The organism is Vibrio sp. 10N.261.51.A4, assembly GCF_041471945.1.
Taxonomy (GTDB): domain Bacteria; phylum Pseudomonadota; class Gammaproteobacteria; order Enterobacterales; family Vibrionaceae; genus Vibrio; species Vibrio crassostreae_C.
Window position 1 is genome coordinate 122226 of record NZ_JBFRPJ010000006.1, and the last position, 19164, is coordinate 141389.

General features: G+C 44.7%; 16 protein-coding genes and 5 tRNA genes. 2 read left to right on the forward strand and 19 right to left on the reverse strand.

The window, feature by feature from the left end; genetic code table 11:
• Positions 1–70: 70 nt before the first annotated feature.
• From AB4384_RS02430 to leuS, 8 genes are all read right to left on the reverse strand, one after another.
• Entirely contained in the window at positions 71–910 is an 840-nt protein-coding gene (locus AB4384_RS02430; RefSeq protein WP_048615264.1) for a septal ring lytic transglycosylase RlpA family protein, read from the reverse strand.
• 3 nt (positions 911–913) lie between these two features.
• Positions 914–2035, reverse strand: coding sequence for a rod shape-determining protein RodA (rodA, locus tag AB4384_RS02435; protein WP_017062334.1), 1122 nt, complete (start codon positions 2033–2035; stop codon positions 914–916).
• Positions 2035–3927, reverse strand: a complete 1893-nt coding sequence (mrdA, locus tag AB4384_RS02440; RefSeq protein ID WP_017068507.1) for a penicillin-binding protein 2 — start codon at positions 3925–3927, stop codon at positions 2035–2037. The genes rodA and mrdA overlap by 1 nt, the downstream gene beginning before the upstream one ends.
• Before the next feature lie 6 nt (positions 3928–3933).
• Positions 3934–4404: a 23S rRNA (pseudouridine(1915)-N(3))-methyltransferase RlmH gene (gene rlmH / locus AB4384_RS02445; protein ID WP_017068506.1), complete on the reverse strand. Its 471-nt coding sequence runs from the start codon at positions 4402–4404 to the stop codon at positions 3934–3936.
• A gap of 3 nt (positions 4405–4407) precedes the next feature.
• Positions 4408–4725, reverse strand: a complete 318-nt coding sequence (gene rsfS, locus AB4384_RS02450) for a ribosome silencing factor (protein ID WP_004735247.1) — start codon at positions 4723–4725, stop codon at positions 4408–4410.
• Between the two features lie 66 nt (positions 4726–4791).
• A complete protein-coding gene (holA, locus tag AB4384_RS02455; protein ID WP_017071280.1) occupies positions 4792–5817 on the reverse strand; it encodes a DNA polymerase III subunit delta in 1026 nt (341 codons plus the stop codon).
• A 9-nt stretch (positions 5818–5826) separates the two neighbouring features.
• Positions 5827–6468: an LPS assembly lipoprotein LptE gene (lptE, locus tag AB4384_RS02460; protein WP_372128822.1), complete on the reverse strand. Its 642-nt coding sequence runs from the start codon at positions 6466–6468 to the stop codon at positions 5827–5829.
• 179 nt (positions 6469–6647) lie between these two features.
• Positions 6648–9224 (reverse strand): leucine--tRNA ligase, encoded by a 2577-nt coding sequence (gene leuS / locus AB4384_RS02465; protein ID WP_372128824.1) that lies wholly within the window; start codon positions 9222–9224, stop codon positions 6648–6650.
• Between the two features lie 263 nt (positions 9225–9487).
• Between leuS and AB4384_RS02470 the strand changes: the two genes are divergently transcribed.
• A complete protein-coding gene (locus AB4384_RS02470; protein WP_017062329.1) occupies positions 9488–9958 on the forward strand; it encodes a zinc ribbon-containing protein in 471 nt (156 codons plus the stop codon).
• Positions 9959–10048: 90 nt separating this feature from the next.
• Here AB4384_RS02470 and lnt read toward each other — a convergent pair whose 3' ends face one another.
• The 5 genes from lnt to miaB all read right to left on the reverse strand — a co-directional run bounded on the left by lnt (position 10049) and on the right by miaB (position 15779).
• On the reverse strand, positions 10049–11566 hold the full coding sequence (gene lnt, locus AB4384_RS02475) for an apolipoprotein N-acyltransferase (protein ID WP_102394094.1): 1518 nt from the start codon (positions 11564–11566) through the stop codon (positions 10049–10051).
• A gap of 32 nt (positions 11567–11598) precedes the next feature.
• Positions 11599–12489, reverse strand: a complete 891-nt coding sequence (corC, locus tag AB4384_RS02480; protein ID WP_012603382.1) for a CNNM family magnesium/cobalt transport protein CorC — start codon at positions 12487–12489, stop codon at positions 11599–11601.
• Between the two features lie 118 nt (positions 12490–12607).
• Positions 12608–13069 carry an rRNA maturation RNase YbeY gene (ybeY, locus tag AB4384_RS02485; protein ID WP_061033215.1) on the reverse strand — a complete coding sequence of 154 codons (462 nt, stop codon included), beginning with the start codon at positions 13067–13069 and terminating at the stop codon, positions 12608–12610.
• Positions 13070–14191, reverse strand: coding sequence for a PhoH family protein (locus tag AB4384_RS02490; protein ID WP_372128826.1), 1122 nt, complete (start codon positions 14189–14191; stop codon positions 13070–13072).
• Between the two features lie 163 nt (positions 14192–14354).
• Positions 14355–15779, reverse strand: coding sequence for a tRNA (N6-isopentenyl adenosine(37)-C2)-methylthiotransferase MiaB (miaB, locus tag AB4384_RS02495; RefSeq protein ID WP_065584439.1), 1425 nt, complete (start codon positions 15777–15779; stop codon positions 14355–14357).
• A gap of 308 nt (positions 15780–16087) precedes the next feature.
• Between miaB and AB4384_RS02500 the strand changes: the two genes are divergently transcribed.
• Positions 16088–17263, forward strand: coding sequence for a 2-octaprenyl-3-methyl-6-methoxy-1,4-benzoquinol hydroxylase (locus AB4384_RS02500; RefSeq protein ID WP_102333782.1), 1176 nt, complete (start codon positions 16088–16090; stop codon positions 17261–17263).
• Between the two features lie 68 nt (positions 17264–17331).
• Here the strand turns inward: AB4384_RS02500 and AB4384_RS02505 are convergent, their stop codons facing one another.
• The 6 genes from AB4384_RS02505 to AB4384_RS02530 all read right to left on the reverse strand — a co-directional run bounded on the left by AB4384_RS02505 (position 17332) and on the right by AB4384_RS02530 (position 19158).
• A complete protein-coding gene (locus AB4384_RS02505; protein WP_017071286.1) occupies positions 17332–18378 on the reverse strand; it encodes a lactonase family protein in 1047 nt (348 codons plus the stop codon).
• 158 nt (positions 18379–18536) lie between these two features.
• A tRNA-Leu gene (locus AB4384_RS02510) sits at positions 18537–18621 on the reverse strand.
• A gap of 55 nt (positions 18622–18676) precedes the next feature.
• Positions 18677–18753: transfer RNA gene (locus AB4384_RS02515), tRNA-Met, on the reverse strand.
• 50 nt (positions 18754–18803) lie between these two features.
• Positions 18804–18888: transfer RNA gene (locus AB4384_RS02520), tRNA-Leu, on the reverse strand.
• A gap of 68 nt (positions 18889–18956) precedes the next feature.
• Positions 18957–19031: transfer RNA gene (locus AB4384_RS02525), tRNA-Gln, on the reverse strand.
• A 42-nt stretch (positions 19032–19073) separates the two neighbouring features.
• Positions 19074–19158 (reverse strand) — tRNA-Leu (locus AB4384_RS02530).
• Positions 19159–19164 lie beyond the last annotated feature (6 nt).

Below are 19164 nucleotides of genomic sequence, written 5' to 3' on the forward strand. Positions count from 1 at the left end.
CTATTCATATATTAACAGAATCACTCTGTCACACCAGAGCGCTGATTACCAGAAGTAACTGTTAGATTAATTAGCGAGTTAGGGTGTGTTTTTTTATATAAGCTGACGGGTAACCCATTAGCTTAACTTGTTCTAATTTCTCTTGAGTCAGAGCATAGTCATGAAATGGCCCAATCATCAGACGGTAGTTGTCATCATTTGGCTGCAAGAACGTTGCTACTTCTAGCTTTTCGGCTAGATCTTTCGCTAACTTTTCGGTCCTATCTTCATGTGGAGATGTTGCGACTTGAATAATAAATTGCGGTAAAGCAGCCTTTTTATTTGCGTCGGTTGGCATAGCCACAGTAATGACTTCAATCTCAACATTTGCCGTGCCGGTTCTCAACACATCGAGCTTGTAAGCTGCCGCATAACTAAGGTCAATGATTCGGCCTTCATGGAATGGGCCGCGGTCATTGATACGAACAATTGTCGTTTTGTTGTTGTCAGTATTCGTCACTTTTACATAGCTTGGAATTGGCAATGTTTTGTGCGCCGCAGACATCGAATACATGTCGTAGATCTCGCCGTTCGACGTTAAGTGGCCATGAAATTTCTTACCGTACCAAGAGGCTTTGCCTTTCTCAGTAAACCCTTCGGTCTTCTTTACGATCTTGTAGTCTTCGCCACGTAAAGTGTAATCCGTGTTACCACCTAAACTATAAGGTTCATACTGAGGGTGAGCATCCTCGAGATGCTCTACTGAGATCGGTGCGTCTGGTGCAATATCTGAATCAATATCGTAGCGGCCTGTTGGCTGCTTTGAAGAACAACCATTGATTAAAATCGCTAGCCCCAAGATAGAGACTATTTTTTTGATTGGCAGTTCTTCAACCAAGGATGCTTTTTTTTGAAACGTTGTAATAGACATCGATTAGGTCGCCTTTGAGAATGCTTTTCTGTGTGTATGTATCGACATTAAAATACCAAAACCAGCCATAAGGGTAACCATTGAAGTACCGCCATAACTGACTAGAGGAAGAGGAACACCAACTACAGGTAGAATGCCACTTACCATGCCAATGTTTACAAAAATATAAACGAAGAAGCTCAGTACAATACTTCCGCCCATCATTCGACCGAATGCGGTTTGAGCTTGGCTCGCAAGCACTAAGCCACGTCCAATAATAAACAGGTAGATCGCAAGCAAGAACAAGATACCGATCATGCCCCATTCTTCGGCGATGACCGCAAAAATGAAGTCGGTGTGGCGCTCTGGAATGAATTCTAATTGAGATTGAGTGCCTTGCAGCCAACCTTTTCCTGATATACCACCCGAACCTATCGCAATCTTACTTTGAATGATGTGGTAACCCGCACCTAATGGATCTGATTCAGGATCAAAAAGGGTTCTAACACGCACTTTTTGATATTCACGCATCAAGAAGAACCATAGGATTGGGATAAATGCCCCTAATGCGATTGCCGCGCTAGCAATGATTTTCCAACTGATACCAGCCAGGAATATCACGAAGATACCAGATGCGGCGATAAGGATAGATGTACCTAGGTCAGGCTGCTTTGCGATTAGAATCGTCGGTACAAACACCATCACTAGCGAGATCGCTAATGTTTGGAATGTTGGTGGAAGTGAGCGCTTACCGATAAATCGTGCCAGCATCAAAGGCACCGCGAGCTTTAATAGCTCTGACGGTTGGAATCGAACAAAGCCGAAGTTTAACCAACGCTGGGCGCCTTTAGAGGCTTCACCAAAGAACAACACGCCCAATAGCAAGATGACACCACCTACAAATAGCAGTGGTGCCAAGGTTTCATAAGTACGAGGTGAGATTTGCGCTAGGAAGATCATCACACCTAAAGACAGAGCCATGCGCATCGCCTGGCGGTCCATCATCGCAAGGCTTTGTCCGCTTGCGCTGTACATGATCAGCAGGGCAAAGCCCATTAAAACCAGAATGCCAAGCAAAAGCGGCAGGTCGATATGCAGCCTTTCGAATAGGGCTCTATTTCGTCCAGTTGAAGGATCAAGTTTCATTATTTAATTGGCTCACTTTGATAATCTTCTGCAAGGATAATATGGTCTAAAATCCTTCTTACTACTGGGCCGCCGTTAGAAGAACCGCCACCTGCGTTCTCTAGAACGATAGTCACGACGGCTTCAGGATCTTCAAAAGGCGCGTAACCCGTAAAGAGGGCGTGATCGCGTAAGTGCTCTGCGATTTCATCCGCGTTGTACTCTTCATCTTCTTTTAAGCCGAATACCTGCGCGGTACCCGATTTACCAGCGGTTTGGTAAGACATTTTCTGGAATGAACGTCTTGCCGTGCCTTTTTTACCGTGGTTAGCCAGCCTCATACCTTCCTGAGCGATATCCCAATACTTCTTCTTAACCCCGGTTAGCGGTGGGTAAGTTTCAATGTCCGACATGATTTGTTCATCGAATGGACGACCGTTATCAATGGTTGAACGAAGTAGGTGAGGTGCGGTTACTTCACCTTCATTGACCAAAACTGATGTGGCTTTTGCAATCTGCATGGGTGTTGCAGTCCAGTAGCCCTGTCCAATACCAACTGGAATAGTATCACCTTGATACCAAGGCACACGGTGTCTGGCCATCTTCCAATCACGAGTTGGCATATTGGCTTTGCTTTCTTCGTAGATATCGATGCCAGTATAATCACCAAAGCCGAACATCATCATCCATTTGGATATGCGATCAATGCCGAGATCATAAGCAATTTGGTAAAAGAAGGTATCCACCGACTCTTCAATCGCTTTTTCTATATCCACGACACCGTGTCCCCAACGCAACCAGTCACGGAATGGTCTCGTTTTTGAGTTTGGTATCTTCCAATAGCCTGGGTCATTGCGCGTAGTGTTTGGTGTAATAACACCTTCTTGCAGAGCAGCAACAGCAATGAAGGGTTTGATCGTCGATGCTGGTGGGTAAATCCCTAGCGTGGCACGGTTAACCAAAGGGCGGTTTTTGTCTTGAAGTAGCGCGTTATAGCCTTTAGACGAGATACCATGCACGAATGCGTTTGGGTCGTAGCTTGGGCTCGATACCATGGCTAACACGCCATTGTCTTTCGGATCGAGAACGATAGCTGAACCACGGCGGCCATCAAGTAACTTATGTACGTATAGCTGTAGCTTGATATCTAAGTTAAGTACGATATCTTTGCCTGGAACCGAAGGGACAAATTTGAGGGTACGAATCACTCGTCCACGACTGTTAACTTCGACTTCTTGGTAGCCAGCTGTACCGTGCAACATATCTTCGTAATAACGCTCAATACCCAACTTACCGATATCACGTGTAGCTTGGTAATTGGCGTCTTTTTCTTCTCGCATCAAGCGCTGCATATCACGGTCATTGATGCGCGATACATAGCCTATTACGTGAGTGAGCACATCACCGTAAGGGTAGAAACGCTTCAAAGTTCCCGTAACTTCAACACCTGGGAATTTGTGTTGGTTTACAGAGAAGACGGCAACTTGTTCTTCAGACAGTTGATTAAGAATAGGTACTGATTTAAAGCGTCGTGAATTACGACGATCACGATTAAAGCGCTCGATACGCTCTGGCGGGATCTCAATTAATGCTTGCAGACGAGCAAGCGTGTCATCCATATCTTTAATTTTTTCGGGTATGATTTCTAGATTGAAAACAGGACGGTTTTCGGCAAGAAGTATACCGTTGCGATCGTAAATCAAACCACGGTTAGGGGCGATCGGAACGACCTTGATACGGTTGTCGTTAGAACGAGTTTTATAGTCTTGGTATTGATTGACCTGAATGTTGTACAGGTTAACAACCAACATCGACATCATGACTATGATCCCCGCAAACGCAACAAAAGCACGGCTAGTAAATAGTCGTGCTTCTGCTTTGTAATCGCGGATTTGGCTACGTTTACGTAACATTAACGCTTATTCTCGATGATAAGGGTGGTTAGCAGTGATGCTCCAAGCTCGATACAAGCTTTCAGCCATGATAACGCGTACTAATGGGTGAGGGAGAGTAAGCGCAGACAGAGACCAACTTTGGTCTGCGGCCGCTTTACATGCAGGTGCTAATCCTTCAGGCCCGCCAATTAGGATAGATACGTCACGTCCATCCAGCTTCCAACTTTCTAATTGCTCAGCAAGTTGAGGTGTATCCCACTTTCTACCTGGGATATCGAGCGTGACAATACGGTTGCCTTTTGGAACTGCAGCCAGCATCGCTTCACCTTCTTTTTGAAGAATGCGTGCAATATCTGCATTTTTACCGCGCTTTCCTGCAGTAATTTCAATGAGCTCTAATGGCATATCGTGAGGGAAGCGGCGTTTGTATTCTTGAAACCCTTCTTCAACCCACTTTGGCATTTTTGTGCCAACTGCGATTAACTGGATCTTCAAAGCTTAGCCCCAAAGTTTTTCTAGTTGGTACAGCTCACGATGCTCTTCTTGCATAACGTGAAGCATGCTTGTGCCCATATCTAGAACAACCCATTCACCTTCTTGCTGACCGTCCATACCTAGAGGTTGCATACCCGCTTTACGCACTTCATCAGCAACATGTTGTGCAATAGAGGCAACATGGCGTTTAGAGGTGCCAGTACAAACAATCATGTAATCAGTAACGCTTGATTTGCCTTCTACATCGATAGTTACAATCGATTCTGCTTTCATGTCGTCGGCTTTGTCTGCAAGAAAATCTTTTAGTTCTTCACGTAACACTGGGTGTTCCTTTAATCTGAATTTAGCTTTGTTTAGGGGCTGTCGACCCTAGAATATAACACGCTTTTATGCGTGGAATGGTATTGAAGCTGAAGGGATACAAAACTCTACGCTTAACTGATGAATTAGTGGCCAAGGCGACTGCTCATATTGAGTTTTTGTCATCAATTCAGCTTGAGTGAGCAACGCGAACAAAGAGTGTAATTGAGAAATCGAAACTCTTGTTAGCGCGGCGTTATAAAGAGGCTTTTTAGATTGCCAGATACGGTGTTTTTCGAAGACCTGACCAATCGGCATCTGTTTCATTTGTTGCTGCATTTGTAATAGCAGAGCAAGCTCTCGTTGTATGCTACGTAATAAAATGACGGGTTCGACACCTTCAGCTTCTAGCTGACGCAGGATTCGTTGTGCTCGGTTACCTTTGCCTGCCAATAACGCATCACTCCAATGGAATGGAGTAAAATGGTTGTGTCGACTCAGCGATTCTTCTAAGCGTACTAACGTGAGTTTTCCATCTGGGTATTGGAGAGCCAGTTTTTCTAGGCTTTGGGTGAGAGCAAATAGATTACCCTCATGCCATTGCGCCAGCATTTGAATCGCTTCAGGGTCTGGCGTTAAACCGATTTGACGGCAACGCGCTTGGACAAACTGAGGTAACCGACTGACATCTGGCGTTAGGCAACTGACCCAGTGACCCTGATTAGACAGTGCTTTAAACCATTTAGCACTTTCTTGAGCCTTGGTTAGCTTCGTGCCAATCAAGACCAACAGAATATCGCTGTGGATATGCTCTGAGATTGCCAGTAGCTCTTTGGCTATCGCAGCATTGACTCCTGATTCCGGCAGCTCAAGCTCGATGATTTGACGGCTAGAGAACAGGCTTAATGCTTGAGTACAGTCATAGACTTGATTCCAGTCCAGACTGTTATCAATAGCAAAGCGGTGACGTTCATCAAAGCCTTGCTGTTTTGCAACCTTTTGAATCGCTTCTCGGCTCTCTTGTAACAGAAGAGGCTCGTTACCGAAAATGAGGTAAACATTACTCAACTGTTTGGCAAGTTGCTCTGATAAGCGGTCAGCAAAAATACGCATCAAATAAACCTATTGTTCAGCTGATTCGACGGGCTCTGTCGTTTCAGTAGAACTTGGATCTATTTCGACGTTCTTGATGTTGTATTGTTTCTCAAGCTCTTTCACTTGAACATGTTCTAGCGCATCCAGATCCATGCTATCAGCTGCGATGTTCGCTTTTAGTCGAGCCATCTGACGAAGGATTTGACTTGTTGCAAGCTTACGCATCTCATCTTCGATCATGTCTCGTTCAACCGACTTCGCAAGTGCAGTTAGCGGGTTATCTAGGTAACTACGGGTTACGCTGGTTGAGAATGTCTTTGAGCCAAGGTCTGGGATAGTTACACGATATCTAGTGTGGAATGTCAGCTCTTTCTCTGCTGCACGAGTGTTTTGGTATAGAGACAGAGTTCGCTCACCAACACTCTCACTAATAATGTGCAGGTTAGGTGTGTTCTCTGCGGGCGATACGATTTCTACATCATTCATACGTAGCTGACCTTTCATCATACGTGTAAACGTACTGTATTGGTCGTAACTGGTCACAGAGATCTTGTTGAGTTCTTCTGGTACAGAATAGTCACCACGTAAGTGGAAACCACAGGCACTCAGTAGGCTAACGGTTAAAACAACAACAGTAACTTTCAATGAAGATAGTGAAATCAGGCGCATTATTTGATGGCTCTCATGAAGGTAGAATACTTATTTAAAGGCTTTAGTTCGTTTGAGTGGTTAGGCTCAAGTCTAAAGCGCTTAAATAAGTAGACAGGGCAATTAGCTACCCTGTCTACAGACTGCTTTTGATGAATTAAGTTCGTTAATTCTTTAGCAATTGCATTGTGCTAACGAAATTAGTTAGCAACGATGTTTAGAAGCTTACCTGGTACGAAGATAACTTTACGGATAGTTAAGCCATCTAGGAACTTCTTAGCGTTCTCATCGTTTAGACCAAGCTCACGAACTTGCTCTTCTGTTGCATCAGCAGCAACGGTTAGTTTCGCACGTAGCTTACCGTTGATCATAACAACGATAGTTTTCTCGTCTTCAACTAGCGCTTTCTCATCGAAAGTTGGCCATGTTGCTGAGTCTACGTTTGATTCACCCAGTGCAATCCACATTTCGTAAGAGATGTGTGGCGTCATTGGGTAAAGCATGCGAACAACAGCTTTTAGCGCTTCATCAAGGATTGCACGATCTTGTACAGACTCTTGAGGTGCTTTCGCTAGCTTGTTCATCAATTCCATGATCGCAGCGATTGCTGTGTTGAACGTTTGGCGACGGCCGATATCGTCCGTTACTTTCGCGATAGTCTTGTGGATATCACGGCGAAGTGCTTTTTGGTCACCAGACAGAGCAGAAGCATCAACAGATTCAGCAGCACCCTTAGAAGAGTGAGCGTGAACCAATTTCCAAACACGTTTAAGGAAGCGGTTAGCCCCTTCAACGCCAGACTCTTGCCACTCAAGCGTCATGTCTGCAGGTGATGCAAACATCATGAATAGACGTACTGTATCAGCGCCGTACTTGTCTACCATCTCTTGTGGGTCGATACCGTTGTTCTTAGACTTAGACATTTTGATCATGCCTGAGTGTTCAACTTCGCGGCCTTGGTTGTCGACTGCTTTTTCGATGCGACCTTTACCGTCACGTTCAACCGTTACGTCAGTCGGTGCAATCCACTCTTTGGTGCCTTTTTCGTTTTCGTGATAGAACGCGTCAGCCAGAACCATGCCTTGACATAGTAGTTGCTTGAACGGTTCATCAGACGTCACGTAGCCAGCATCACGTAGAAGCTTATGGAAGAAACGAGAGTAAAGCAGGTGCATACAAGCGTGCTCGATACCACCAACGTATTGGTCAACTGGTAGCCAGTAGTTTGCTTTCTCTGGATCTAGAATGTCGTCTGCTTGCGGTGAACAGTAACGTGCGTAGTACCAAGAAGACTCCATAAACGTATCGAACGTGTCAGTCTCACGTAGAGCGGGTTCGCCGTTGAATGTTGTTTCAGCCCAAGACTTGTCAGCCTTGATTGGGCTCGTTACGCCATCCATTACTACATCTTCAGGAAGAATGACTGGCAGTTGGTCTGCTGGTACTGGGTGAACTTCACCGTCTTCAGTGGTTACCATTGGGATTGGAGCGCCCCAGTAACGTTGACGAGATACACCCCAGTCACGTAGACGGAAGTTTACTGTCTTCTTACCTTTGCCTTCAGCTTCAAGCTTCGCAGCAATTGCATCGAATGCTTCTTGGAACGCAAGACCATCGAATTCACCAGAATCAAACAGTACACCTTTTTCAGTGTAAGCCGCTTCAGACACGTCTAGTTCAGAACCATCTTCAGGTTTGATTACTGGGATGATATCGATGCCGTACTTAGTTGCGAACTCGTAGTCACGTTGATCGTGAGCAGGAACCGCCATTACCGCACCTGTGCCGTAATCCATAAGTACGAAGTTTGCTACGTATACAGGAACAACACGACCGTTAAGAGGGTGGATAGCCGTTAGGCCAGTATCCATACCTTTCTTTTCCATCGTTGCGAGTTCAGCTTCAGCAACTTTAGTGTTACGACACTCTTCAACGAATGCAGCAAGCTCTAGGTTGTTCTTCGATGCTTTCTCTGCAAGAGGGTGACCTGCAGCGATACCAACGTAAGAAACACCCATTAGTGTATCTGGACGTGTTGTGTACACTTCTAATGGTGCTTCTTCGCCGTTAACAGCGAAAGATAGCTCAACACCTTCAGAGCGGCCGATCCAGTTGCGCTGCATGGTCTTAACCATTTCAGGCCAACCTTCAAGGTTGTCTAGATCGTCTAGTAGCTCTTGAGCGTACTCAGTGATTTTAATAAACCACTGTGGAATTTTCTTTTGCTCTACTGGAGTGTCACAACGCCAGCAACAACCGTCTTCTACTTGCTCATTTGCCAGTACTGTTTGGTCGTTTGGACACCAGTTCACTGAAGATGTCTTCTTGTAAACCAGGCCTTTTTCGTAAAGCTTAGTGAAGAACTCTTGTTCCCAACGGTAGTACTCTGGAGTACACGTTGCGAATTCACGGTTCCAGTCGTAACCAAAGCCTAGAAGCTTAAGCTGGTTCTTCATGTACTCAATGTTTTCGTAAGTCCATGGTGCAGGTGCTGTATTGTTTTTAACAGCGGCGTTTTCTGCAGGTAGGCCGAATGCATCCCAACCAATTGGCTGCATTACGTTTTTGCCTTGTAGACGTTGGAAACGAGATACCACATCACCGATGGTGTAGTTACGCACGTGACCCATGTGCAGTCGGCCACTTGGGTAAGGGAACATAGAAAGACAGTAGAATTTTTCTTTGTTTGGGTCTTCACTTACAACGAAAGTCTCGCTGTTATCCCAGTGTTGTTGAACCTTTTGTTCAATCTCTTGCGGGTTATATTGTTCTTGCATCGATGGTATCCGGTTATCTTGGAATTTGTGAGTTCGGTTAGAACAGAATCTTACAGATCGTCATAGAATACCTAAAGGAGCTGAGTACAACAATAGTTATACCCTTCATACTTGCAGTTACCGCTTAGTAGATTGTGTAATTTTCACTGAATTTCGCAGGGCAACTATACTTAAGAGTATGAATTGCATTTGTTTGTAAGCGGGAGTGCATTGCAGCGCATCCGTTTGCTCACTAAAAGGTTGGTTATCTTAAGGAGGTTGTTATGCCGAAGAAAAAAGCGCTCTATGAAGAAGTCGTCGAAGAGGTGATTGAAACGCTGAAGCATAGCCCTGAAGAGCTCAACAACAAAATCGAAACGTCGGGCAAGTTTGCGAAAGCAGCTAATGATATGACTAAAGATGAGCTTTCATTGATCTCTGCCTACGTGAAGTCGGACTTAAAAGAGTTTTCCGAAAGCTATGAAGAGAGTAAAAGCGGTCCATTCTATTTGATGATTGCGGACTCTATTTGGCAAGGGCTGTTGGATATTACTGATCGTACTAAGGTGGAATGGGTTGAACTGTTCCAAGACTTAGAACACCAAGGCTTGTATCAAGCGGGTGAAGTCATTGGCTTGGGAACCTTAGTATGTGACGAGTGTGGTCACCAAACCGAATATAACCACCCAACCAATATCATTCCATGCATTAAATGTGGTTCTAAAGGGTTTAGTCGTAAAGCCCTTAAACCGTAAGCTTCTGAACCATAGCGTATCAACGCAAAACCACAGCAATGAAAAAGGGTTGACCCGATCAGTCAACCCTCAAATCACTTTTCGTCGAATCTAGCTTTTTGGCTTTCTAATTACCCAACCAATCACCAAGCTGAGCATCGCCCAGATATACAGTGGCCAAGTACCTACTGTGTGATAAGGCGTTTGACCATCCGTTGAAATGAGTTCAGCTTTTAACACTGCCGTTTCAAACTGAGGTACTTGTTTGAGGATGTTGCCTTTGTAATCGGTAACTGCCGTCACACCATTGTTGGTCGAGCGAATAACTGGCTTACCAAGCTCCAGAGCACGCATCTGTGCGATTTCCATATGTTGCAGAGGGCCAATCGAACGACCAAACCACGCATCGTTAGAGAGCGTTAAAATAAAGTCAGTCTCGTCGGTTACGTTCTGTCTAACTTGATCATTAAAGATGATCTCGTAACACAACGCAGGCGCTAAGTGACGACCATTTGCCACGATGTTGGGTTGAACAAAGTCGCCACGGCTAAATGATGACATTGGCAAATTAAAGAAAGGTGCTAATGGGCGCAAGATATCTTCAAACGGCACAAACTCACCAAATGGTAACAGGTGGTGTTTATGGTAGCGTTCGTCTGGATCGTAGCTGTACTCACCATATGGATTCACGCCGATAGAAAGAACACTGTTGTAGTATTTCTTATCTTCAGACTGATTCAGTACACCGGTAATGATCGAGCTGTTGTTCATCTTCGCTGCGCTATCCAAGTTACGTAGGAAAGATGGGATCTCAACTTCGAATGCTGGAATAGCGGCTTCAGGCCAGATGATGATGTCCGCTCCCCAATTTTCTCTGCTTAGGTCGGTGTACTTCATCATGGTTGGCCAGCGATGACTCGGCAGCCATTTGCTGTCTTGATCGACGTTGCCTTGGATTAAGACGACTGACGTGGTTTTTTCAGGGTTCGGCGTGACCCAGTCGATGTTGCGAATACCAAAGCCTGCACTAAATACGACGGCGGGAATGAGAGCGATGCTCCAAGCTCGGTTAACAATCGCATAAGTGAATGCAGAGGCTGAAACAATGATCGCTAAAGTTACTAGATCTACGCCGCCAATCGGTGCAAATGAACCTAATGGCGAATCGATTTGGCTGTAGCCTAACCAAAGCCAAGGGAAGCCCGTCATTACCCATCCACGCAGCCAATCGCTGACTAACCACAATGCAGGAGCTGCGAGGAAAAAGCGGCTTAGGTTATTGGCAGGGAAGAATTTATTCAAACCCCAGGTAAATAGTCCTGAATAAACGGCTAGGTAGCCAACAAGCAATGCCATCAAAAATAGGTTGGCTGCCAGTGGCATGCCGCCAAAACCATCAATGCTGACGTATACCCAGCTGATACCTGTGGTGAATTGACCTAAACCCCATGCGTAGCCAATCCAAAGCGCACTTTTAGGAGAGCGGTTGTGGATCAGTAACAGCAACAAAGCTGGGCTGAGAATAGCAAGAGGCCATATAGAGTATGGAGCGAATGAAAGGGTGGTTATAGCGCCAACAAAAACGGCCGCAAGCGGCCGTAATAGGCGATGAATAAAGGTATTAGTCATCTAATTTCTGTCATCTCTTTAGAGAGAAGTTGTTATTCTTCGATAGTCGGAAGAGGCTGTTCGTCAGGAATGGTTACCTGTAGCTGAATCACACGACGGTTATCTGCTGATGTTATTTTGAAATGGTAGTTTTCGATTTCTACAATTTCGCCACGAACCGGCAGGTGGCCGAGTGCTGTCATAACCATGCCGCCTACCGTATCCACTTCGTCGTCACTAAAGGCAGTGTTAAAAGTATCGTTGAACTCTTCAATAGTGGTTAAAGCTTTTACAGAGAAGGTATGCTTACTCAGCTTACGAATATCTAGCTCTTCTTCATCGTCGAACTCGTCTTCAATTTCACCAACGATTTCTTCGAGGATATCTTCAATGGTTACCAGGCCAGAAACTCCACCAAACTCATCGACAACGATAGACATGTGGTAACGCTCTTCTTGGAACTCCTTAAGCAGGCGATCAACTCGCTTACTTTCAGGAACAACCACGACAGGGCGAATCACTTGTTCGATATCAAATGGAGCACTTTCTGAACCCAAATACTTAAGTAGGTCCTTCGCTAATAGAATGCCTTCAACATGGTCTTTATCTTCACTGATCACTGGGTAGCGAGAGTGTTGAGCATCAGTAATGAGCGCAATCAATGTATCTAGATCATCTGTGCGTTCAACTGTAACCATTTGAGAGCGAGGCAGCATGATATCGCGTACTCGCATCTCTGAAATTTCCATAACACCCTCGAGCATGTCGCGTGTGTCGTGGTCAATTAGGTCATTAATTTCTGAGTCGCGGATTACATCTACGAGCTCTTGGCGATCTTTTACTTCACCTTGAAATAGTTGGCCTAGGCGTTCAAAGAAGGACTTTCTACTCGGACCTTCAGATTTTTTACTTCCCTCAGAAGTGGGGGGGTTACCTTCGTTCATGATTTCTCAAAAAATAACGCTATCAGAAGTGTGATAGCACACATCACAACTCAGATTCCTGAAAATTACAGGTTCGATGAGTCATTGTTTCTCTGCAATCTATGTCACTAGAATCGATTTACTTTTCTAGAATATATGGGTCTTCAAACCCCATAGCTTGCATGATTTCTGTCTCGAGTGACTCCATCTCTTCAGCTTCATCATCTTCGATATGATCATAACCTAGCAGATGCAGACTGCCATGTACAACCATATGAGCCCAGTGTGCTAGCAGAGGCTTATTTTGCTCTTCTGCTTCTTTTTCGACAACTTGGCGACAGATAATGAGGTCACCTAGAAGATCTAACTCGATCCCAGGAGGAGCCTCGAATGGGAAAGATAGCACGTTAGTTGGCTTGTCTTTACCACGATATTCATGATTTAGCTGGTGGCTTTCTTCTGTATCTACGATACGGATAGTAAGCTCAGCGCTCTTTTGAAACTGAGGTATGGTCTTGTCCAACCAAAGCTGAATGTCCTGCTCTGTTGGAAGACCTTGCTCATTTTCGACCGCTAATTGTAGGTCTAGTTCAATAGACATCTATTTATCACCTTGTTCTGCAATCACAGAACTATTTTGTGTTGCTAATTGTGTCGTAACCGCTTGCTGAGCCTCAAGAAGTTTTGCTTCACGCTCTTCACGTTTACGTTTTTCAAACTCTTTGCGCTCTTTCTGGTCTTTCGCTTCCCATTTCTCGTAAGCGTTAACAATACGCGCAACCACAGGGTGGCGGACCACGTCTTCCGACATAAAGAAGTTGAAGCTGATGTCATCGACTTCACTTAGAACTTCGGTCGCATGACGCAAGCCAGATTTGGCACCACGAGGTAAATCGATTTGAGTGATATCACCTGTGATTACCGCTCGCGAGTTGAAGCCAATACGAGTTAGGAACATCTTCATCTGTTCAACAGTTGTGTTCTGGCTCTCATCAAGAATGATAAACGCGTCATTCAGTGTACGACCACGCATGTACGCAAGAGGTGCAACCTCAATCACGTTACGCTCAATCAGCTTCTCAACACGTTCAAAGCCCAGCATTTCAAAAAGCGCATCGTAAAGAGGACGCAAGTATGGGTCGACTTTTTGGCTTAAGTCACCAGGTAGGAAACCAAGCTTCTCACCGGCTTCAACAGCAGGGCGCGTCAATAGAATGCGACGAATCTCTTGGCGTTCAAGTGCATCAACTGCTGCTGCAACGGCTAAATAGGTTTTACCTGTACCTGCTGGCCCAATACCAAAGGTGATGTCATGGGTGACCATGTTCATTAGGTACTGTGCTTGGTTTGGCGTACGAGGTTTGATGACGCCTTTTTTAGTCTTAATGGTCACTTCTTTGCCGTAGTCGATTTCAGACTCGACGTGTTGCTCCAAAATGCCTGACTCGGTGATCGCCAGATGTATTTGCTCTGGTTCGATATCGATTATGTTGCCTTTAACTGGAGCCGTTTCAACATAGAGGTGTTTGATGATGTCTAAAGCTGCGGCTGTAGTGTGAGGCTTACCAACAATGGTGAAAAAGTTGCTACGGTAATTAATCTCAACGCCCAGACGACGCTCAAGATGCTTGATGTTGTCGTCAAATGGTCCGCATAAACTTGCCAAGCGCTTGTTGTCTGCTGGTTCTAGATTTATCTCTAAGGTAACGATTTTATTGCTCAAATTAGCCTCTCATTTTGTGCCACTCACTCTTAAATAAAACAAAGAGCAAAAAGCCCGATTTAGACCGGGCTTCTGATGGTGATATCCCTATTTCTAAGATGGTCACTTAGTTAGGTAATTTCAAGCTTTGTGTTTGCGCTTTGTGCTCAAACAGTTGTATTGCCTATGGCGTAAATGTCGCTACACCTAGCTCGTCTTCACGTTTTGTTTTTTCCATCATTTCTGCTGGAGTCATAACAACGCGTAGACCCATGTCTTTTTCTGTGCGAACTAGCTCACCACGTAGTGAGTTGGTGTAAACCTCAGTGATCTTCACATCTACGAATTGACCGATTAGGTCTGCAGAACCTTCGAAGTTCACAACACGGCTGTTTTCTGTACGGCCGCGAAGTTCCATTAGGTTCTTTCTTGATGGGCCTTCAACAAGGATACGTTGCTCTGTGCCTAACATTAGACGAGAGAAACGCATAGCTTGTGTGTTTACCGTTTGCTGCAGTTCGTACAGACGATCTTTCTTCTCTTGTGCTGGTACATCACATGGGTAATCTGCCGCTGGCGTACCTGGACGTGGAGAGAAAACAAAGCTGAAGCTCATATCGAAATCAACGTCTTTAATTAGCTTCATTGTATCTTGGAAGTCTTGCTTAGACTCACCAGGGAAACCAACAATAAAGTCAGAGCTGATTTGAATGTCAGGGCGAGCTTTACGCAGTTTACGGATAATAGATTTGTACTCGATAGCCGTATGTGGGCGCTTCATCATCGTAAGAATACGGTCACTACCACTTTGTACTGGTAGGTGAAGGAAGCTCACTAGCTCTGGTGTGTCTTTGTAAACTTCAATGATGTCGTCACCAAACTCAAGCGGGTGGCTTGTTGTGAAACGAATACGGTCGATACCGTCGATAGAAGCAACAAGACGAAGCAGTTCTGCGAATGAACAGATATCGCCTTCGTGTGTTGGACCGCGGTATGCGTTTACGTTTTGACCTAGCAGGTTAACTTCACGTACGCCTTGCTCTGCAAGTTGAGCAACTTCGAAAAGTACATCATCCATTGGACGGCTAACTTCTTCGCCACGTGTGTATGGTACAACGCAGTAAGTACAGTATTTAGAACAACCTTCCATGATAGAAACGAACGCCGTCGCGCCTTCAGCTTTTGGCTCTGGCAGGTTATCGAACTTTTCGATCTCTGGGAAAGAGATATCCATTACTGGCTTTTCGTTAGACAGTGATGATTTAATCATCTCTGGCAAACGGTGTAATGTTTGTGGGCCAAAGATAACGTCTACGTAAGGTGCACGTTGACGAATGTGATCACCTTCTTGAGTCGCTACACAGCCACCCACACCGATCACCACACCTTCTTTTTTATCTTTAAGCGTTTTCCAACGACCAAGCTGGTGGAATACTTTTTCTTGCGCTTTTTCGCGGATAGAACAAGTATTCAATAGTAGTACGTCTGCTTCCTCAGGTACTTCAGTTAGCTCATAGCCATTTGCAGCGTTAAGCAGGTCGGCCATTTTTGATGAATCATATTCATTCATCTGACAGCCCCAAGTTTTAATTAGCAGTTTCTTACTCATTATATGTTCGCTCGATCGTTAGTTTAATTTAAGGGAGCAAATCGCCCATTATTCATCCGCTAGCCCCGTTTGTCATAATTCGGTATTCAATTTTATGACAGGCTCTAGCGGCAAGCGGCGTATTGTACTGGTTTCAAAACCGACTGACTAGTAGTCTGAACAAATCTCTTATGTAGTGGTTTTTATTATCGTTAACGCCATATGCCATAAGGGATAACCCTTTTTTCGAATAAGGTTTTTGGTTACAAGTTAGTTATGAAAAAGTACAATCAAAAACAGTCAAAGAATCAAACTGATAAGTACGAAATATGAACAGTTACGATATTGTAGTAGTCGGTGGCGGCATGGTTGGCGCAGCAACAGCAATCGGTTTTGCAAAGCAAGGTCTGAGTGTTGCGGTGATCGAAGGTTTTGCCCCACAAGCTTTTGATGAATCGCAAGCGATGGACATTCGTGTGTCAGCGATTTCTCAAGCATCGGTCGATTTGCTTGAAAATCTTGGTGCATGGCAAAGTATTGCAGCAATGCGAGTGTGTTCTTATAAACGTTTAGAGACGTGGGAGCACCCAGAGTGTCGTACTCGATTTGATGCTGCCTCACTAGACCTTCCTCGTTTGGGCTATATCGTTGAGAACAGACTCATTCAATTAGGTTTATGGTCTCAATTTGATGCCTACGACAATCTCGAACTGTTATGCCCAGAAAAGCTCGATGTGATTGAGTTTGGTGAAATCAATATCGTAAAGCTTCAATCAGGGGCTGAGTTGTCTGCGAAGTGGGTGGTTGGTGCTGATGGTGCGAATTCAGCCGTTCGCCAACAAGCTGGAATTGGCATCACGGCTTGGGATTATCGACAACACTGTATGCTTATCAATGTAGAAACAGAACAACCTCAGCAAGATATTACTTGGCAGCAATTTCTACCAAGTGGCCCTCGTTCATTTTTGCCTTTGTGTTCTCTAACCTCTGACGGTCAAGAAGTCGGGCTGGGCTCGTTAGTTTGGTATGATTCTCCACTGCGTATTAAGCAACTGTCAGCAATGGCCCCTGAAAAACTACGTAACGAAGTACTTACTCACTTTCCTAAAGAGTTAGGTGATATCAAAGTCTTGAATTCGGGTTCTTTTCCTCTGACACGACGTCATGCTCAATCATACTCGAAGAATAACTGTATTTTGGTCGGAGACTCTGCGCATACCATCAACCCTTTGGCTGGGCAGGGTGTTAACTTAGGCTTCAAAGATGTATCAGTACTGCTGGATGTCACCAAAGAAAAGGGTGAATTGAACCAGTCTGTAGCAAGACGCTATGAAGTGATAAGAAGAGGCGACAATCTAATGATGCAAAGTGGCATGGATTTCTTCTACAAGACATTCAGCAACGACATTGGCCCACTGAAATTTGTACGTAATGCTGCTCTAAAACTAGCTGAAAATTCAGGCCCGATTAAAGCTCAAGTATTGAAATACGCTTTGGGTCTCTAATTGAGCGTTTAAGACTGCTTATGAAAAGAAGGAGAGCGAATGCTCTCCTTTTTTGTATCAGATGACTACTATCGCTGTTGCGTCACACAAACCGGTGCATCGATCTCTAAAGAGTACCCTGTATAAACCAAAGACCCATCTTCATTATCTCGCTTGAATGAGGTGATGTTGTTGGAGTGCTGGTTGGCGGCGATAAGCCATTTCCCATCGTTCGTTATATGGAAGTCTCTTGGGAATTTGCCTTCAGTGTCGTAGCTATCAATGAAAGTCAGCCTTTGAGTCTCAGAGTCGATTTTGAAGCTACTGATTCTTGATTGGTGTCGACATGACACATAAAGGAATTGCTCATCAGGCGATAGCTTAATCGCAGCTGCGGCTTCTCCCTTCTCCATATTAGGCAATGCATCAATCTCTTCCACTACATTCCAAATGCCTAAAACCTTTTCCAAAGTCAGCAACGTTTCAGAGAGTTCACAGACCACATAGGCTCTGTCTTCAGCTTTGTTAAAGATTAAATGACGAGGTCCATTGCCGGCGGGCACCTTAATAGACTGCATTGGCTCATCAAGGAACTCTTCTTGCTCTTCATCAAAGCAATAGAAGTTGATGCGATCGGTGCCGAGATCGACAGTCACAAACTGTGGTGAGTTTTGTAAGAACAGGCATTGATGGGCGTGTGGGCTAGTTTGTCTCTCTTTGTTTGGCCCGGAACCAACCATCTGGATTGTTTTGAGTCGTTTATCGATGCTGCCGTTGATACTTAAGCTAAAAATATCGAATGTGCCTGATGAGTATTGCGACGTGATAGCAAACTTATTGTGTGGATCTATCGCGACGTGACAAGGGTGATCTCCCGAGATGAGGCTTGTATTGTGTGTTAGCTGTGAATCAACATTAGGTATATGAATGAGCTGGGGCTGTTTTTGCTGGTCCACTTCCGATGCAGTATAGATCCCAGTCTTTGTTACAGTAATAAAAGAGGGGTTAGTACATTTGATGATCAGCTCTAGAGGTAATAGTTTTCCTGTTTCTAGATCTAACTGAGTTTGATAAACACCTTGGCTTTTACTTGGTGTATCTGTGTAGCAACCGATCGTTAAGGGGAGGGGTTTCATAGGCTAGTCATACTCAATTAGAAAATGGAGCTGACATTGTCTTATAAAATCGTATTAAAAGTGAGGTTATAGAAGAGAATACTTGGTGACTTGGCTAGCAGATTTGCATATTCCAGATAAAACAAAACCCAGCTAAAAAGCTGGGTTCTATTTAATGATGGTGCGGTCGGAGAGACTTGAACTCTCACACCTCTCGGCGCCAGAACCTAAATCTGGTGCGTCTACCAATTCCGCCACGACCGCAGCAAATCTTTATAGTCATACTGAATATTGGTGATTCAATAAAACGTTGTATAAGTGGTGGCTACTGCGGGATTTGAACCTGCGACCCCATCATTATGAGTGATGTGCTCTAACCAACTGAGCTAAGTAGCCATAATAAATCTAATAGATTCACTATTTTTTCTCTAATGAAAGAGAAATAATGGTGCGGTCGGAGAGACTTGAACTCTCACACCTCTCGGCGCCAGAACCTAAATCTGGTGCGTCTACCAATTCCGCCACGACCGCAGCAAAGCTTTTACTCTAGCGAAGAGTATAGTTAAGAAGACTTATGGTTTGTCTAAGTAACGTTGTAATGGCTGGGCTACCTGGATTCGAACCAGGGAATGCTGGCATCAAAAGCCAGTGCCTTACCGCTTGGCGATAGCCCAACAATGAATGGTCATCTAATGAAAGAAACACATTCTAAATAATGGTGCGGTCGGAGAGACTTGAACTCTCACACCTCTCGGCGCCAGAACCTAAATCTGGTGCGTCTACCAATTCCGCCACGACCGCAGCAAA

Coding starts and splice junctions, on each gene's coding strand:
- AB4384_RS02430 (WP_048615264.1), bottom strand. CDS start 910: ATGTCTATTACAACGTTTCAAAAAAAAGCATCCTTGGTTGAAGAACTG.
- rodA (WP_017062334.1), bottom strand. CDS start 2,035: ATGAAACTTGATCCTTCAACTGGACGAAATAGAGCCCTATTCGAAAGG.
- mrdA (WP_017068507.1), bottom strand. CDS start 3,927: ATGTTACGTAAACGTAGCCAAATCCGCGATTACAAAGCAGAAGCACGA.
- holA (WP_017071280.1), bottom strand. CDS start 5,817: ATGCGTATTTTTGCTGACCGCTTATCAGAGCAACTTGCCAAACAGTTG.
- lptE (WP_372128822.1), bottom strand. CDS start 6,468: ATGCGCCTGATTTCACTATCTTCATTGAAAGTTACTGTTGTTGTTTTA.
- leuS (WP_372128824.1), bottom strand. CDS start 9,224: ATGCAAGAACAATATAACCCGCAAGAGATTGAACAAAAGGTTCAACAA.
- AB4384_RS02470 (WP_017062329.1), top strand. CDS start 9,488: ATGCCGAAGAAAAAAGCGCTCTATGAAGAAGTCGTCGAAGAGGTGATT.
- lnt (WP_102394094.1), bottom strand. CDS start 11,566: ATGACTAATACCTTTATTCATCGCCTATTACGGCCGCTTGCGGCCGTT.
- corC (WP_012603382.1), bottom strand. CDS start 12,489: ATGAACGAAGGTAACCCCCCCACTTCTGAGGGAAGTAAAAAATCTGAA.
- ybeY (WP_061033215.1), bottom strand. CDS start 13,069: ATGTCTATTGAACTAGACCTACAATTAGCGGTCGAAAATGAGCAAGGT.
- miaB (WP_065584439.1), bottom strand. CDS start 15,779: ATGAGTAAGAAACTGCTAATTAAAACTTGGGGCTGTCAGATGAATGAA.
- AB4384_RS02500 (WP_102333782.1), top strand. CDS start 16,088: ATGAACAGTTACGATATTGTAGTAGTCGGTGGCGGCATGGTTGGCGCA.
- AB4384_RS02505 (WP_017071286.1), bottom strand. CDS start 18,378: ATGAAACCCCTCCCCTTAACGATCGGTTGCTACACAGATACACCAAGT.